The 14,864-nt window shown below is 39.8% G+C and carries 14 protein-coding genes; 1 reads left to right on the top strand and 13 read right to left on the bottom strand.

Translation table 11 applies throughout. The annotated features are described in order from the left end of the window. Nucleotides 1-68 precede the first annotated feature (68 nt). On the bottom strand, nt 69-266 hold the full coding sequence (locus NUV40_01960) for a DUF84 family protein (protein MCR4342653.1): 198 nt from the start codon (nt 264-266) through the stop codon (nt 69-71). A gap of 82 nt (nt 267-348) precedes the next feature. Between NUV40_01960 and NUV40_01955 the strand changes: the two genes are divergently transcribed. Further along, nucleotides 349-828, top strand: coding sequence for an NUDIX hydrolase (locus NUV40_01955; GenBank protein ID MCR4342652.1), 480 nt, complete (start codon nt 349-351; stop codon nt 826-828). Between the two features lie 77 nt (nt 829-905). Here the strand turns inward: NUV40_01955 and NUV40_01950 are convergent, their stop codons facing one another. The 12 genes from NUV40_01950 to NUV40_01895 all read right to left on the bottom strand — a co-directional run bounded on the left by NUV40_01950 (nt 906) and on the right by NUV40_01895 (nt 14,824). Further along, the gene (locus NUV40_01950) at nt 906-1,538 is read right to left on the bottom strand and encodes a 1-acyl-sn-glycerol-3-phosphate acyltransferase (GenBank protein ID MCR4342651.1); all 633 of its coding nucleotides are present in this window, start codon (nt 1,536-1,538) and stop codon (nt 906-908) included. 97 nt (nt 1,539-1,635) lie between these two features. Next, the gene (locus NUV40_01945) at nt 1,636-2,268 is read right to left on the bottom strand and encodes a glycerophosphodiester phosphodiesterase (GenBank protein MCR4342650.1); all 633 of its coding nucleotides are present in this window, start codon (nt 2,266-2,268) and stop codon (nt 1,636-1,638) included. A 14-nt stretch (nt 2,269-2,282) separates the two neighbouring features. Next, nucleotides 2,283-3,983 (bottom strand): alanine--tRNA ligase, encoded by a 1,701-nt coding sequence (locus NUV40_01940; protein MCR4342649.1) that lies wholly within the window; start codon nt 3,981-3,983, stop codon nt 2,283-2,285. Between the two features lie 20 nt (nt 3,984-4,003). After that, nucleotides 4,004-5,125, bottom strand: coding sequence for a tRNA 2-thiouridine(34) synthase MnmA (mnmA, locus tag NUV40_01935; GenBank protein ID MCR4342648.1), 1,122 nt, complete (start codon nt 5,123-5,125; stop codon nt 4,004-4,006). 9 nt (nt 5,126-5,134) lie between these two features. Continuing rightward, nucleotides 5,135-5,686 carry a 3'-5' exonuclease gene (locus tag NUV40_01930; protein MCR4342647.1) on the bottom strand — a complete coding sequence of 184 codons (552 nt, stop codon included), beginning with the start codon at nt 5,684-5,686 and terminating at the stop codon, nt 5,135-5,137. Between the two features lie 187 nt (nt 5,687-5,873). After that, nucleotides 5,874-6,929 carry an endolytic transglycosylase MltG gene (gene mltG / locus NUV40_01925; GenBank protein ID MCR4342646.1) on the bottom strand — a complete coding sequence of 352 codons (1,056 nt, stop codon included), beginning with the start codon at nt 6,927-6,929 and terminating at the stop codon, nt 5,874-5,876. After that, a complete protein-coding gene (locus NUV40_01920; GenBank protein ID MCR4342645.1) occupies nt 6,926-8,146 on the bottom strand; it encodes a hypothetical protein in 1,221 nt (406 codons plus the stop codon). The genes mltG and NUV40_01920 overlap by 4 nt, the downstream gene beginning before the upstream one ends. Before the next feature lie 25 nt (nt 8,147-8,171). Continuing rightward, a complete protein-coding gene (locus NUV40_01915; GenBank protein ID MCR4342644.1) occupies nt 8,172-9,203 on the bottom strand; it encodes an HTH domain-containing protein in 1,032 nt (343 codons plus the stop codon). A 19-nt stretch (nt 9,204-9,222) separates the two neighbouring features. Further along, nucleotides 9,223-11,631 (bottom strand): leucine--tRNA ligase, encoded by a 2,409-nt coding sequence (leuS, locus tag NUV40_01910; protein ID MCR4342643.1) that lies wholly within the window; start codon nt 11,629-11,631, stop codon nt 9,223-9,225. Between the two features lie 8 nt (nt 11,632-11,639). Then, complete coding sequence (locus NUV40_01905; GenBank protein ID MCR4342642.1) at nt 11,640-12,872, bottom strand: aminopeptidase; 1,233 nt, start codon at nt 12,870-12,872, stop codon at nt 11,640-11,642. Nucleotides 12,873-12,878: 6 nt separating this feature from the next. After that, nucleotides 12,879-13,364 carry an iron-sulfur cluster assembly scaffold protein gene (locus NUV40_01900; protein MCR4342641.1) on the bottom strand — a complete coding sequence of 162 codons (486 nt, stop codon included), beginning with the start codon at nt 13,362-13,364 and terminating at the stop codon, nt 12,879-12,881. A gap of 269 nt (nt 13,365-13,633) precedes the next feature. Next, nucleotides 13,634-14,824 carry a cysteine desulfurase gene (locus NUV40_01895; GenBank protein MCR4342640.1) on the bottom strand — a complete coding sequence of 397 codons (1,191 nt, stop codon included), beginning with the start codon at nt 14,822-14,824 and terminating at the stop codon, nt 13,634-13,636. Nucleotides 14,825-14,864: the final 40 nt, after the last annotated feature.

Here is a 14,864-nt window from a genome sequence, read left to right as displayed (position 1 = left end):
TCGCGCGATTAATTACATGGTAAACATAGTTGCCAATATCAACTCTTTCTATTCGTGGCATATATAAATTATATCATAAATAGTGGCTGACCCCATTTCATTTCCCATTTCCCCCCAAATGTCTCTTTATTATAGGGTGTTTCAGGAACTCCGGAAGCCGCGTTGTGGGCTACAATCTTCACTTCCTCATTATTGAAAATTTGCTTAAAAATTTTCTCGGCGACATCAATTTTTCTTTTGCTTCTTGATCCTAAAACAATTTTCATAATATCTTTTGATAAAGTTACTGCCTATGGTCAAAACTTAACGGGTTTATAGACCTTATTATCTATGATATCATGATCCTGTATGGACACAAAATTAAAAATTGGAGTTATTATAAAAGATGAAAGTGGGCAAAAAATTCTTCTTATAAAAGAGAAATTAGCAAAGAAGGATCGCCCCCTCTGGAATATAATAAAAGGGACATACGGGGACAATGGAGACGAGTCTGTTTTTGAAGCGGCTACAAGAGAGTGTTTAGAAGAAACCTCCACAAACGTTGAACTAATAAAGACATTGGGATGTTATGTGTCTAAAAATGGAGAAAAAACAAGAATTCAATTTAATTTTCTGGCTAAAATCATAAGCGGAGAACCAAAATTACCAGAACACGAAGACCAAGCCACGAGAGATGAGTCCATATCAGACATAAAATGGTTTAACAAAGACGAGATTTCAAAAATGAATCCTGATGAATTTGTTTCAAATAGAGCATATGAATTAATAATGAGCTACTTAGAGGGAAACGAATTCCCTATTGAAGCATATAAACAAGTAGAGATGTAATAACAATAACACTTCTCTCCCCTATTCTTTCAACGGCTAATCCGTCCGCCAGCTGGCGGACGGATTAGCCGTTGAAATTATTTCAGGAGTTCCCCAATCCTCCCCGTCACCACTTGAGCGGCGCGCTTCATATCTTCGTAGGAATCTATCTTCGGTTCGTGAGGGTTGTTTGGCACCACTTCGGGTAAAAAGAACGGAGCGCCGAATGTAACTTTCACTTTATTAAAACCATTATACTTTACAGCCACCGGCAAAATCGGCGCCTTAGACTTGAAGGCGAGCACCGCCACTCCCCTCTTCGCCTCTTTTAAAACATCACTTCTATTCATACTCCCTTCGGGGAAATAGCCTACCGATACCCCTCCCTTTAAAATCTTAATAGGCAAATCCAAAGACTTATCTATCCCTTGCTTGTAGTAGGTAGGAAAGCCCCCCATAAGCCGTATGTATTGAGCCAAAATGGGAATCTTCAAAAATCCGTCTGCCGTCATGAATCGTATTGGGTAGATCTTATTAGTGAGCGGAAAAGCCAGCCCTATGACAAAAGGGTCTATCCTTCTCTTGTGATTTGAGGCGACAATATATGGACCCTTAATCTCTGCCAAATCAAGCCCGCTCCTGTTCTCGACAGTAAGGTCAAAGAGTACCTTTTCAACAATAAAAAAGATGACCCAAAAGACTTTCTGAGATAGCGCATAGATTGTTGCCATATATTTTGCAATACATTGATAATAACACAAAAAGAGAGAAAGAAAAGAGTGGATACTCACCCTTTTCTCTCTCGCAAAAGTTTCTCCCCCTTTATTATCACAACGGATTGTCTGCTGTTAAAGCGTATAATCCTTCTTCTCTTGAAATCCATTCTTTCTCTTTCTCTGACCGGACAACACCGATTATAAAATTCTTATTAGGATATTTTCTAAAGACGGAGGAAAGCGAGAAAAATCGCCAATACAATCTAAAGGCAACTTTAGATAAAAACGACGTATACCCCATCATTACAAAATCCGGATCAAATCTTAAAATATCTTTCCTTATATTCCACGGGTAAGAGATCACGCCAAGCTTAAACCCTCTCCTGTCGGCAAAAGGAAATTTACTGGCAACTTTCCAGAATCCAAAGAGGACGGTCTTCTCTTTCAGACCATAAGACTCCACTAGTTTTAATATTTCATCAAAGAGCCTATCACTATATTCTTTCAGCTCTATAAAAATATGTAAATTTTTGTCTTCCAAATACACTAAAGCCTCTTTTAGAGTTAGAGTTAGGTCGTCAGCTGTGAAATCATGAGAGACGATTACCTTATCATTGTCCGCTGACCACCTCACGTCAAATTCCACGCCGTGCATATTGCTCGCAACAGCTTTCTTGAAAGCACTAATAGTATTTTCATCAGGTCCTTTAGACCACCCTCGGTGAGCAATAATTTTTGTATTCATATAATTTATCTGTATTACTCAAACACCGCCTTAATGCGCCTTACTCCGGCAGAAGTCGCCTCCTCTTTCTTTATCTTGAAGTGTCCAAGCTCGCTGGTGTTGGAGACATGGGGTCCGCCGCAGATTTCTTTACTGAAGTTTCCTACCGAGTAGACTTTCACTTTCTCGCCATACTTGTCGCCGAAGATCCCTATCGCCCCCTTCTCTCTCGCATCTTCCGGAGTCATCTCTTCTACGGTCACAGGCAGCTTCTCGCTTATCTTCTGGTTTACCAAAGTCTCCACTTTCTTCAGCTCTTCCGGGGTCATTTTCTCCGCGTGAGAGAAGTCAAATCGCAAGCGCTCCGGCGTGATGTTGCTACCCTTCTGTGACACGTGCTCGCCTAAAATTTCTCTTAATGCCTTATGCAAAAGATGAGTGGCGGTATGAAGTCGTGTCTCCTCCGGACTTGTGCCGGAAAGACCGCCTTTAAACTTCTTCTCCATGCCGGCGCGAGACACTTCTTGGTGCCTCTTAAACTCTTCTTTAAAGCCCACTTCGTCAACCTTAATCCCTTTCTCTTTTGCCAGTTCCAGTGTTTCCTCAAAAGGGAAACCATAAGTGGAAAAAAGGATAAAAGCGTCATGCCCGGAAATTCCGTGCCTGGAAAATTTCTCAAACTGCTTAATCCCCTCCTTAAGCGTTTCTTCATACCTTTCTTCTTCAGCCTTAAGCTCGCTCGTAATCTCAACCTCCTTTTTTAGCAAATCCGGATAAACATCTTTATAGTCTTCAACAACAATCTTAGCCACCTTAACCATAAAAGATGATTCAATGTTTAGAATTTTTAGATGACGGACCACCCTTCTGATAAGACGCCTAAGAACATATCCTCTCTCAGAGTTTGAAGGCGCCACTCCGTCTGAAAGTATAAAGACGGAAGCTTTTATATGGTCGGCAATTATCCTGAAAACTTTCTCGTAGCCGGAATCAAAATAGCTTATACCGGAGACTTTTTCTATCTCTTTAATAATGTGTCCGAATAAGTCCGTCTCAAAAATAGTCGGCGTCTTACCAACCATCATAGAGAGGCGCTCCAACCCCATACCTGTATCAACACCTTTCTGCGACAGAGGATCAAGTTTTCCATCCTCCCGACAATAATATTCATTAAATACCAAGTTCCATACTTCAACCCCGTTTACATATATCTCGGTTGTCGGACCGCAAGGGCCTTCTTTCCCCGTCGGCCCCCAAAAGTTATCTTCCTTACCAAATCTTTTAATCTTCTCTTCGGGAACAAAATCTTTCCATATTTCATACGATTCTTTATCAAAAGGAACATTTTCATCACCGATAAACACTGTCACATAATCTATTTCCAAACCAAGCTCATTTACTATAAACTCATAAGCGTATCTTATCGCTTCTTTTTTAAAATATCCGCCAAAAGAAAAGTTGCCGAGCATCTCAAAGAAAGTAAGGTGACTTATGTCTCCGACCTCTTCAATGTCAGATGTCCTGATACACTTCTGACTTGATGCAGTATTTAAAGATTTGAAATCCTCTATAGCGCTCTTCTTGCCAAGATAATACGGCTTAAATTGCTGCATACCAGCAGTAGTAAAAAGCACCGACGGATCGCCGTCGGGCACAAGCGAAGATGAAGACACTATTTTATGCCCCTTGTCCTCAAAGAACGTAAGGAATTTCTGCCTAACTTCGTTCGGCTTCATAGACGAAATGATAACATTTTCTAAGCGATTATTCCACCGCCCAAACAGACACCTTTATCATAAATTACCAGCGACTGCCCGGGCGAAACAGCCCTCTGTGGGTTCTTAAAAACTATTGTCAACCTGCCACGTTGACATAATTTAATGCGACACTTTTGCAGGTGCTGACGATAACGAATGCGCGCGCTATACTCTCTTGAAAAATCAGGCGAGTCTGATATCCAATTTATAACTTCAATTAAAACCTCTTTTTGGAAAGATTCTTTTTCTTCTTTCTTATGAGAAACTATAAGCAGATTTTTCTTAATATCTTTAGCGACCACATAATAAGGCTTACGGTCTGTCCCATCCTCTGTTACCTCAAAGCCATGCCTTTGGCCTATTGTTAAGAAGGTGGCCCCACTATGCGCCCCGACGATATTTCCATTTTCATCAATCACTTTTCCTTTTTTCTCTTTTATATATTTTTTCAAGAAATCGCGAATACTAATCTTCCCTAAAAAGCAAAGTCCTTGGCTGTCTTTCTTCTCAGCAGTTACAAGACCGAATTTCTTAGCGAGCTTTCTCACTTCCGGCTTCTTAATGCCCCCGACAGGAAAGATTACATTTTTTAGTTCTTTCTGCGTGAGAGTCCAGAGGAAATATGTCTGATCTTTCTCTTTATCTTTGCTTACTAACAGGTTGACGGATATGCGACGTCCGTACGGACGTCGCATGTCCGTAGTTTTTTTCTCGTTCTCGCGAATCCTAGCATAATGTCCGGTCGCTACAAAATCAGCCCCCATCTTCTTCGCCTTTTTTAAAAATGCGCCGAACTTTATCATCCTGTTGCACATTACATCAGGGTTGGGTGTGCGTCCTTTCTTATACTCGGCGATCATATAATCTATCACTTCCTCCTTATACTCTTTCTCCAGATCAAAAGTGAAGAAAGGGATACCAAGCTTAGCGCATACGCGCATTGCGTCGCGCCTATCTTCTTTCCAAGTGCAAGAAAGCCAGTTTGGATACCAAGCCTTGATAAACACACCCACTACGTCAAAACCCTGCTTTACGAGTAAGGCCGCCGACACGGATGAATCCACCCCGCCAGAGAGCCCGACGAAAACTTTAGTTTTATTTTTCTCAGAAGCCTCTTTCATCTTAGATAATTACATCTCTATCAGTTTCTTATAAACTTCAAAAGTCGCTCTGATATCAGCGAGGGCTGAATGCTCCTTTTCATTTCTAACACCAAGATATTTGCAAAGTGCCCTTAGAGAAAACTTCTGGGCGTCCGGTTTATCGTAGAGTTTGGCGAAAGCAAAGGAGATGACATCAAGCTTATGATAATGCATCTTGTTCTCCACTCCCGTCTTACGAAACGCCTCATCAAGAAAGACCCAGTCAAATGATACATTCTGAGCTATAAGAGCGGCATCTACAGTCTTGTTTGCAAAGATCTCCATCGCTTCTTTCAAAGGAATTGCGTCTTTCCACTCCGCCTCGTTATATCCGTTAATCTTCAAAGCTTCAGGATCGGCCGTCTCTAAGTGCTCAGGCTTTACTTTAAGTAAAAACTCTTCCATCACCTCAATCTTCGGACCGCCAATAAGCGCCGGCGCTTGCCTTGCGATAATACAGCCAATCTCAATAATCTCATGCTCGTGAGCATCGAGTCCGGTTGTCTCAAGATCTGTAAATGCTAAATTATGATTTTTCATCCTATTTTATTATATTATACTAAATTCCCAAAATTTTTATCTGTTCTCGTCTTAAATAAATAATATTCGTTCTATTCGTGAAAAATTCTCCCTTGCTACGCGGGGAGCCCAGAATTTTTCTACTCAAGCACTCATTTATTTATAATTAATCCTCGAAAGGATAAAAATTTTGTGAATTTAACAATAATTACCTCAAATACTTCTCCTTATTCGCTTTATGCTCTTCAAAAGTCTTGGCATAATGCATATTCCCCTCTTTGTCTGAAAGATAATACCAATAATCAGAGTCTTTAGGATACACCGTTGCTAATATAGAATCAAGCCCCGGGCTTGAAATCGGACCCTTTGGCAAACCCTTATAAAGATAAGTGTTATAAGGAGAATCAATCTTCAAGTCATCTAAGGTAATCTCAAAAGTATTCTTTCCTATGATATATGGGAATACAGCGTCTACCTGAAGCGCCATTCCGGCATTAAGCCTCTTCCACAAGATACCAGATACTATTCTTCTGGTCTCCGGCAGGCGAGCCTCCTCCTCTATAAGAGAAGCCATCGTTATAACTTCATAAACGCTCAACTCTCTTCTCTCTATTTCTTCTTTTATCTCAGGAGTTATCTTTAAATTAAAGTTACGTCTCATCTCATTTACTATTTGAAAGTTTTTTATATTAGGAAGAAAAAAATAAGTATCGGGGAAAAGAAATCCCTCAAGAGAATCAAACGGTTTATCGCTTATGTTATTGTCAAAAAAAATCTGCCCTTTTGTTAATCTAAAAAAATCTTCTTTATCAAAATCGTCTATCAAATTTTGCAGTATTTTTGATATTTCATCTATAGTTGAACCCTCGGGGATAGTGACTCTCACAGGCGTTATCCTAAAATCCGCTCCGACAACGCGCCTTGCTACTGTTAAAACATTTTGCGGTTCTTTAAAAAAATAATTCCCGGACTTAACGCCTCGCTGTCCACCCAAAAAACGCACAATTATTTTAAAAACGAATTCTGACTTTATTATTTCATTCTCCTTCAACTGTATCGCCACTTCACCAAGCGAAGAGCCGTCTCTCACAACAATAATTTCATTGGGGTCAAAACCTGAAGGAGGACTAAATGCAAGAAAATATATTAGAACCGACGATAAAAATAAAAAAATACCCAAAACAATAATTATAATTTTATGATTATTACCATAAGGATTATATTCATCAGAATCCTTTAATATATTATTGAAAGTTAAACTCATATAGGCAAATTCGTAGGAGGCTCAACTTTCTTTGATTCAATCCTGCCAAAAGTAGGAGTCTCAGCAACCTTACCTGGAAAGTGGTAGACAGTCGCAAGCTCTTCTGTGTTTAAGACCATCGGTTTCCTCTGGTGCGGATAATAAAAATAAGATCTCTTAACATAAGCGTCAAACATTGTCTTTTTCATCTTTGCAAGCTTTGAACCGGTAAAATCCTGCCAAATATAATCAATACTTGTACTTCTGACAGGCTTGAAGCCGTTTAAATTAAGAGTATTATACTGCTTCACTGAACCCATAAGGCCGGCGATGTTTATGGCATTGAAAGAATCTTTCTGCGCCAAATAAACCGTCCTTATCCCTACATCAAAACCGAGTTTGGAGATGCTTCTCTCAATAGCGGCGACAACATCTCTCTCGCCAGGAGACAAAGTCATCGCCCCCCAATCCATCATCTCCCCTTCCTTCTTCTTTTTGTCTCTTTTCATCAATTTATCTATAAGCGCTTTTCCTTGATCTTTCCAATCTTCTTTCTTAAACCATGCTCCGGATTTAAGAAAACGACTCTTGGTCGCTTGAACAATAATTTGAAACCATATTTGCTCACCAGGACCCAATGCTCCCATAAATTCCAAAAAATGAGTTATAGGATCAACTTTTTGCTCTTCCTCAAGATTCTCCACCATACCGAAATCAACATAAGTCTTTATAGGATAAGCGTCTTCTTTAGTAAGAGCAAACTCCGTGCCAAAAAGCTGTAAGTCACTGCCTGGTTTTCCATAAGGAATATCTTTTGTATAGTCATCAACTTCCACCAGCTCAACTCCCGGATATTGAGCGTAAATCTGCGACTCAACAAGCCTCCTAAAGAATTTTTGAGTTTTTACAAAGAAATGAATCTCTCCCTCAAAAGAGGCTATCTCAAGAGAAAACCACGCTCTTACAAACCCTTTCCAATACTTCTTGACAAGGTCGCCGTCGCTTGTCTGATGAAACGCATGCAAAGAGACTTCCATCGCCTTTGGAGTCTTCATTATCTCTCTCGGAAGTTTTATCTCAAGAAGAACCCACTCAAGATTGGAAATATAGTGAGCTCTTATATAATAAACCCACAATTGCCAAAAAGTAAAAATTAAAGCTATCGGCAACCATACATAAATACTGCCTAAAACAAATTGGCTTATATCGAGCAAAAAATCGCGCAATAACAACTGCATTAAAATTATTATAGATTAGTTGCAATTATATGGCAATGTAGAAATCTGAGGAATTTTTTTTAAAGTATTTTTTATCTTGAAGATTTACCAAGATGGTATTTTCTTTAACATATCTCTCCTTCAATACTTTCTTTATAATATCTTCTTTCGCAAGAGACCCGTGAGTCTTTAAAATATTTTTTATAACATCTTTTACCGTACCGACTGAGTAGCCCCAATCGCTCAAACCATATAGACCGCGCCCCACAAGCACAAAACGTTCGTCCTTTATAAGTTCATTATGAGTGGTCTGCGGATGAGCAATTTTTCCAAAAGTGCCTGAAATTGATTTAGCAACCTCGGTAAAGTGCATAGGAGAGCCATGTCTTCTCAATACAAGAAAGGCCAAGTCCCTGACTCCGCGAGGACGGATATTGCAAGAATTGACAACGCCCCATTCTCCTAAATCATTTTTGCCAATCAATTTAGAAAGCTTAATCCATGAATAAAGTGTTTCTGTCGGAATATCTTCAAAATCAAATCTGCTAATATGCTTATTAAGCCTCTCTATCATCTCATTCTCAGAAATAATATCATCTGCTTTTATTTCCTGATGAAGCGCTTTTAATGCTTCATGTATTTTATTAGTATCATCAATATTGACAGTCCACCTATGATGAAAGTCATCGTCTTCCTTGAACTTTGTAAAATTTGGAGAAACGACAAGTAAGAAATGGAGATGATTTCTAGATATATCATCTTTTGCAAGTGAGTTTAAAAATTCTTCTTCATGCACGACTTTGCCTCTTCTCTCTATTTCTTTTGATATATTTGCAAACACAGACTCATTTTCTGCAAAAGCATTGCTCTTCCTTATTGAATTCAAAGAAAAATTCTCAATCTGGCGGACTCTTTCACGAGTAATGCCGTATTGCTGTCCTATCGCTTCAAGTGTCTTCCTGTTATCATCCTGTAAGCCAAGTCCGTATCTTTGCTCTATAATATCACGAGACCTGTCTTTCAAGACAGAAAGCATCTTCTTTGTTATCTGCTTCGGTTTGAATTGGAGTATTTGCATTTTATATTTTTACAAAAATTTATATAACTATATTTATAAGTTTGTCCGGAACCCATATGATCCTTTTGACTGAATTGCCTTTAATATAATTAGTAACATTTTCTCGCTTTAATGTCAAATCTTTAACATCCTCTTCACTAAGGCCAAGAGGCGCTTCAAACTGATCGCGCACCTTCCCGTTTATCTGAACTACTAACATAAAGCTTTTTTCTTTTATCTTAGCTTTGCTGTATTTAGGCCATTTTTCAATATGAATTGATTTTTTATGCCCAAGCTCATGCCATATCTCTTCTGTAACATGCGGAGCAAAAGGCGAAAGAAGCTTCAAAAACTCCATGTATTGAACTCTTGGAACCGCACCTGCCTTCTCAGTTTCATTTATAAATATCATCATTGTGCTGATTGCCGTATTGAAACGAAAATTCTCTATATCTTCAGTTACCTTCTTTATCGTCTTATGGAGCAAGCTCTCCAGTTCTTTATTTTTTGCTTTTAGGTCAATGTCTTCCTTCAATTTCCAAACCCTCTCAAGGAAACGACGTGACCCCATCATACCGCCCGTACTCCAAGAGATAGCCTGTTCAAATGGCCCCATAAACATCTCGTAAACTCTCAAAGTATCTGCACCGAGGTCAGAAGCCACTTCATCTGGATTCACCACATTACCCCATCTCTTACTCATCTTTCTGCCGTCTTCACCCATAACAAGCCCCTGATTAGCCAACCGATAAAATGGCTCCTTTGTAGAAACAAACCTCATGTCAAACAAAAATTTATGCCAAAAGCGAACATAGATTAAGTGGCGAGTCGCATGCTCGGTGCCGCCCACATACATATCAACCCCATTTTTTCCCATCCAATATTTTTCTTTCTTTGCGTCAACAAATCTTTTCTTATTTTTAGGGTCAATATACCGCAAGTAATACCAAGAAGAACCCGCCCACTGAGGCATAGTATTAGTCTCTCTCTTTCCTTTTCCGCCACACTTTGGACACTCTATATTTATCCAATTTAAAATATTCGCAAGCGGTGATTCACCGGTCCCTGTCGGCTCATAACTTTTAACTTCCGGTAATTTTACAGGGAGATCACCCTCCGGCACCGGCACAACGCCGCACTTATCGCAATGAATAAGAGGAATAGGTTCACCCCAATATCTTTGGCGAGAGAAGACCCAGTCTTGCAATTTATAATTTACAGTTTTTCTTCCCGCTTTATTCTTCTTAAGCCATATGGCCATTTCTTTCCTTGCTTCGGATGAAGCAAGGCCAGTGAATTCTCCCGAGACGACGAGGGTGCCGTCTTCCACAAACGCCCCGACAGATACATCTCCCCCTTTTACAGATTCCCTTATCGACAGATCGTACTTCTTGGCAAACTGCCAGTCACGAGTATCATGAGCCGGTACTGCCATCACCGCGCCCGTACCATAATGCCCCAACACATAATCAGCGACAAAGATAGGTATCTCCTCGTTGTTAAAAGGATTTATAGCTTTCACCCCTTTGAGTTCTACACCGGACTTTTCTTTACTCTCTGCCATTCTCTCAACGTCACCTTTTCTCTTTGACTTGGCGATATAATCGTTAACCTCATCCACATTAGAGAAGAGCAGATTACCGGCGGCAAAGATGGGGTGCTCGGGCGCCACCACCAGATAAGTGCACCCAAAGATAGTGTCCACTCTCGTTGTAAAAACCTCAATTGGAAATTGGAAATTGGAAATTGGAAATTTTATAAGCGCCCCCTCTGATCTTCCTATCCAATTCTTCTGAGATTCTTTTATAGACACGGGCCAATCAAGTAATTTCAAGTCCTCAAGCAGGCGGTCAGCGTATTTAGTAATCGCAAGCACCCATTGACGCATCGGCTTTTTCTCAACATCGCTTCCACAACGCTCGCACTTTCCGTCTTCCAAGTCCTCAAGAGCAAGACCTGTCTTGCACGAAGGACACCATATGATAGGCTCATATGACTCGTAAGCCAAACCAGCCTTAAAAAGCTGAAGGAAAATCCATTGTGTCCATTTATAATATTCCGGATCAGTGGTATTTATCTCCCTAGACCAGTCATAATTAAAACCAATCCCTGATAACTGTTTCTTATAAGTAGCGACATTTCGAGCGGTTGAGATCTTCGGATTGATCTTATGCTTTATAGCGTAATTCTCCGCCGGCAAACCAAAGGCGTCCCACCCCATAGGATGAAGAACATTAAAACCACTCATCTTCTTGTATCTGGCATACACATCAGTGGTTATGTAACCTTTAATATGGCCGACATGAAGCCCCTCTCCGGAAGGGTACGGAAACATATCAAGCACATAATATTTCGGCTTTTTATAATCGTCTTTCACTTTATAGATACCTTTCTTCTCCCATTCCTTCTGCCATTTTTTCTCTATTTTTTTATGGTCGTATTTTTTCATATATTTTATCACACCTTAAACATCCCTCCTTCATAAATAATCTTCTCGCTTCCGTCTTTAAGACAGGCCGTCACCCTCTTATCCTCAGTATTGACTATGTCCCAATGAAGCGAAGAATCATTAAAGCCAAGGCTTTCCTTCAATTTTTTATTCAATTTCTTTATATTACCATTGTAAGTGTCTGCATAACTTCTGCCAAGCGCAATATGACAGTTGCCGTATTTGCCACCTGTATTTTCATCAAAAAGCGTATCCGCCATAAATCTGGAGATTGGCGAGAATCGCTTGTCAGTGAAAGACAGTTCTCCTATCCTCTTAGACCCGGCGTCCATCTTAACTTGCTTTTTTACAAAATCAGCGCCTTTCTTAGCTGACACCCCTACAACCTCTCCATTATTAAACTCCAGCCTAATCCCCTCTGTATAATTACCATTTTTCAATGATGGCATATTGGCATAATAGACACCCTCTGCCCCTCGCCAATCAGGAGAAGTAAAAATTTCAAAACTGGGCATATTTTGTCCGCTTAAACCTAACCATTTTCTCTTCTTGCCAAGATATATTTTCAAGTCCGTATGAGCTGATTTGATATGAAAGTAATCAACATCTAGAGAATTTAATCTTTTCTTTATTTCCTGAGATTCTTTATATAAACCTTGCCATATTTTGACAGGATTGTCTTTATCCAAGTAACAGGCCTTGATAATCTCTTTCCCATAATCTTCAATCGACATTTTCGCCTGCCTTGCCAGCGCTTCAGTCGGCATCACGCACAAAGTCCAGCCATATTTGCCGTCTTGCTCGCGTTTCTCAATTATATCCCGAAGTGGCTTAGAGCTTATAGCCGAAAGAGCGATCTTTCTTGAATCAATATCAGAAAGGTGTGTCAATGAAGATGGCGCGATAATGCTTATAGCGCCATTTAAATTTTCATTAAACTTCTTTCCCCATGGCGGCAGAAATTGCAATTGGTCATTACCGGCTACTTGAAAAAAAGTACGCTCCATCTCCGGAGTGGACCTCGCCCTTACTATGACGTGCAAACCTTTTTGCAGTAATTTTCTATACAAATGTTCGGCAAGCTTCACGCCTTCCCATTCATAAGATATATAGACAGTATCTCCCTTCTTATACTTTCCTCCCACAGAAGCTCTGGCTGTCTCAATTCCCCAGATCAAGACGTCGGCATATCTATCAAGATGCTTTTCTGTGAAAATTTCGCTACTTCCAGCTTTTGCCATAATTTATTATTTCTCCTTATACTTACTTTCATAATCTTCTACCGCTTTCTTAAAAGCTTGGTCAGCCAAGACAGAACAATGAACTTTTATCATCGGGAGCCCGCCCAGACGCGCCATTATTTCTTGAGGAGTTATCGCTAAGGCCTCTTTTATGGTCATACCGCCCTTCTCTGTCACCATCTCAGAAAAGACGGAAGTGGAAGCGATGGCTGAAGCGCAACCCCATGTGCGCCATTTTAATTTCTTGATTTTTTTAGTCTCAGGGTCTAGTTTAAACCACATTTTCATAACATCTCCGCAGGCAACGCTCCCCACTTCGCCCTCCGCGTCAAAATCGCCCTCTTTAGGCTCATCAAGAAGGATATTCTTCGGATTGAAAAAATGCTCTTTTACAACATCAGAATAATACCAATCATCACCTCCTCTTCCGACGACGTCAGCTCCTTTTTTCTCCTCCTTTTTTTCTATTTTTTGCGGTTTCTTTTTTTTCATATATCTTATTTTAAAAAATTAAAAACATTGATTTCCGAAAACTGTCCCTTGCTGTTTGGCTCTTGCAGGAAATTGATGTTTTTAATTTTTTAAATATTCTACCAATTTCATAAAATTTTTATCCGTCTTCGTCTTAAATAAATAATACTCGCTTTATTCATGAAAAATTCTCCCTTGCTCCGCGGGGAACCCAGAATTTTTCTACTCAATCGCTCATTTATTCATAATTAATCCTCAAAAGGATAAAAATTTTATGAAATTCCTGTTTTTTATTCTATAGCCGAAATACTCCTAAGCTTCTTAATAATATCAGGAAAAACTTTTATCACATAATTCACATCCTCTTTCGTCGTATATCTCCCCAAAGAGAAGCGCAAAGACCCGTGAGCAAACTCTATCGGTTTACCTAATGAGTTTACCACATGAGAAGGCTCAAGATCGGATGAATTACAGGCAGAGCCTGTAGAGACCGCTATGCCCAAAGCGTCCAAGTATAAGACAATAGACTCCCCCTCCACTCCCAATACTGATATATTAAGATTATTGGCAAGCCGTTTTGTCTTGTGCCCGTTTAAAAAGACTCTTGGAATTTTCTTTAAAATACCGGCCAAAAGTTCATCTCTAAGTTTAGAGATTCTCTTCACTTCTTTAGAGCCTTCTTCTTTTACAATTTTCAAAGCTTCGGCAAGCCCGACTATTGCCGGAATATTTTCCGTACCTGAACGAAAGCCCTTCTCTTGCCCACCGCCGTAAATGAAGGGCTTAAGCTTAAGCCCCTTTCTCTTATAGAGGAAACCAATCCCCTTTGGGCCATAAACTTTAGAGCCATTAGCACTGAGCAAATCAACACCAAGCTTATTTATATCCATATCAAGGTAGCCGGAAGCCTGACAGGCGTCTATGTGAAAGTATGGCCACCCTTTCTCGCTTTTAGATTTCTTACGGAAATCTTTTATAACTTTTGCCATCTCTGGGATAGGTTGTACAACGCCTATCTCATTGTTCGCATATATAATAGACACTAAGACAGTCTCCGGTCTAAGCGCGTCTTTTAAATCTTTAGGGTCTATAAGTCCGTCTTCATCAGGATTTAAATAAGTAACTTCAAAACCATTCTTTTCAAGCTCCTTACAAGAAATTAAAACTGACTTATGTTCTATCTTAGAAGTTATAATATGCGACTTTAAAGCACCAGGGAATTTGGTTCCCGTAACTCCAAAAATCGCCAAGTTATTACTCTCTGTGCCTCCGCTGGTAAAGATGATTTCATCAGAAGAAGAATTTATAAAAGAAGCTACTTCCTTTCTTGCTTTTTCAAGCGCTTCTTTGGCTCGCCTTCCTTCTTCATAAATACCGCTCGGATTTCCGAAAATTTTTTCCCAATATGGTTCCATAACTCGCTTCACCCGTGGGTCAAGAGGAGTCGTCGCGGCGTTATCTAAATAGATACGTTTTTTCATAAATTTATTAATAAATAATAAAACAAAAACAGAGTTCTTG

It is taken from the genome of Patescibacteria group bacterium, from assembly GCA_024654625.1.
In the GTDB taxonomy this organism is placed as follows: domain Bacteria; phylum Patescibacteriota; class Minisyncoccia.
The sequence above is the reverse complement of the archived record's forward strand: the minus strand, read 5'-3'. Positions and strand labels throughout refer to the sequence as shown.

What these genes read in the sequence shown, in the direction of transcription:
- NUV40_01960 (MCR4342653.1), bottom strand. Translation starts at nt 266, where the DNA reads ATGAAAATTGTTTTAGGATCAAGAAGCAAAAGAAAAATTGATGTCGCC.
- NUV40_01955 (MCR4342652.1), top strand. Translation starts at nt 349, where the DNA reads ATGGACACAAAATTAAAAATTGGAGTTATTATAAAAGATGAAAGTGGG.
- NUV40_01950 (MCR4342651.1), bottom strand. Translation starts at nt 1,538, where the DNA reads ATGGCAACAATCTATGCGCTATCTCAGAAAGTCTTTTGGGTCATCTTT.
- NUV40_01945 (MCR4342650.1), bottom strand. Translation starts at nt 2,268, where the DNA reads ATGAATACAAAAATTATTGCTCACCGAGGGTGGTCTAAAGGACCTGAT.
- NUV40_01940 (MCR4342649.1), bottom strand. Translation starts at nt 3,983, where the DNA reads ATGAAGCCGAACGAAGTTAGGCAGAAATTCCTTACGTTCTTTGAGGAC.
- mnmA (MCR4342648.1), bottom strand. Translation starts at nt 5,125, where the DNA reads ATGAAAGAGGCTTCTGAGAAAAATAAAACTAAAGTTTTCGTCGGGCTC.
- NUV40_01930 (MCR4342647.1), bottom strand. Translation starts at nt 5,686, where the DNA reads ATGAAAAATCATAATTTAGCATTTACAGATCTTGAGACAACCGGACTC.
- mltG (MCR4342646.1), bottom strand. Translation starts at nt 6,929, where the DNA reads ATGAGTTTAACTTTCAATAATATATTAAAGGATTCTGATGAATATAAT.
- NUV40_01920 (MCR4342645.1), bottom strand. Translation starts at nt 8,146, where the DNA reads ATGCAGTTGTTATTGCGCGATTTTTTGCTCGATATAAGCCAATTTGTT.
- NUV40_01915 (MCR4342644.1), bottom strand. Translation starts at nt 9,203, where the DNA reads ATGCAAATACTCCAATTCAAACCGAAGCAGATAACAAAGAAGATGCTT.
- leuS (MCR4342643.1), bottom strand. Translation starts at nt 11,631, where the DNA reads ATGAAAAAATACGACCATAAAAAAATAGAGAAAAAATGGCAGAAGGAA.
- NUV40_01905 (MCR4342642.1), bottom strand. Translation starts at nt 12,872, where the DNA reads ATGGCAAAAGCTGGAAGTAGCGAAATTTTCACAGAAAAGCATCTTGAT.
- NUV40_01900 (MCR4342641.1), bottom strand. Translation starts at nt 13,364, where the DNA reads ATGAAAAAAAAGAAACCGCAAAAAATAGAAAAAAAGGAGGAGAAAAAA.
- NUV40_01895 (MCR4342640.1), bottom strand. Translation starts at nt 14,824, where the DNA reads ATGAAAAAACGTATCTATTTAGATAACGCCGCGACGACTCCTCTTGAC.